The sequence below is a fragment of the Streptomyces oceani genome (genome assembly GCF_001751245.1).
GTDB classification, from domain to species: Bacteria; Actinomycetota; Actinomycetes; order Streptomycetales; family Streptomycetaceae; genus Streptomyces; species Streptomyces oceani.
In genome coordinates this window covers 1-303 of sequence record NZ_LJGU01000030.1, presented here as the reverse complement: position 1 = coordinate 303, position 303 = coordinate 1, and the positions used below count along the sequence as shown (strand labels likewise).

At 75.2% G+C, this 303-nt stretch carries 1 pseudogene; it reads left to right on the top strand.

The window, feature by feature from the left end:
• Positions 1 to 303 (top strand): annotated as a pseudogene (locus tag AN216_RS00140) (hypothetical protein); the annotation flags it as partial.

The following is a 303-nucleotide window of genomic DNA, read 5'->3' as shown; positions in this document are numbered from 1 at the left end:
CGGCCGGGCCCGGGAGGTGCTGGCGAAGGTCTGCCCGCTCGACCTGCACCCCCGGGTGTTCGGGCCGGGGAACTGCGCGCAGACGCCGCTGGCCGGCGTGCAGGTGTTGTTGATGGCCCGTGAGCCGGACGGGACGGGGGATTCGGATGAGGGGGAACGGGACGGCGGCTTCCGGCTGTTCGTACGGCCCTCCTTCGCGGACTTCGTCGTGGACTGGCTGCTGGACGCGATGGCGGAGTACGCCCCGGGCCCGGAGCCGTCCGAGCCGCGGGCGGCGGACGCCGAGGCGGCCACGCCGACGAG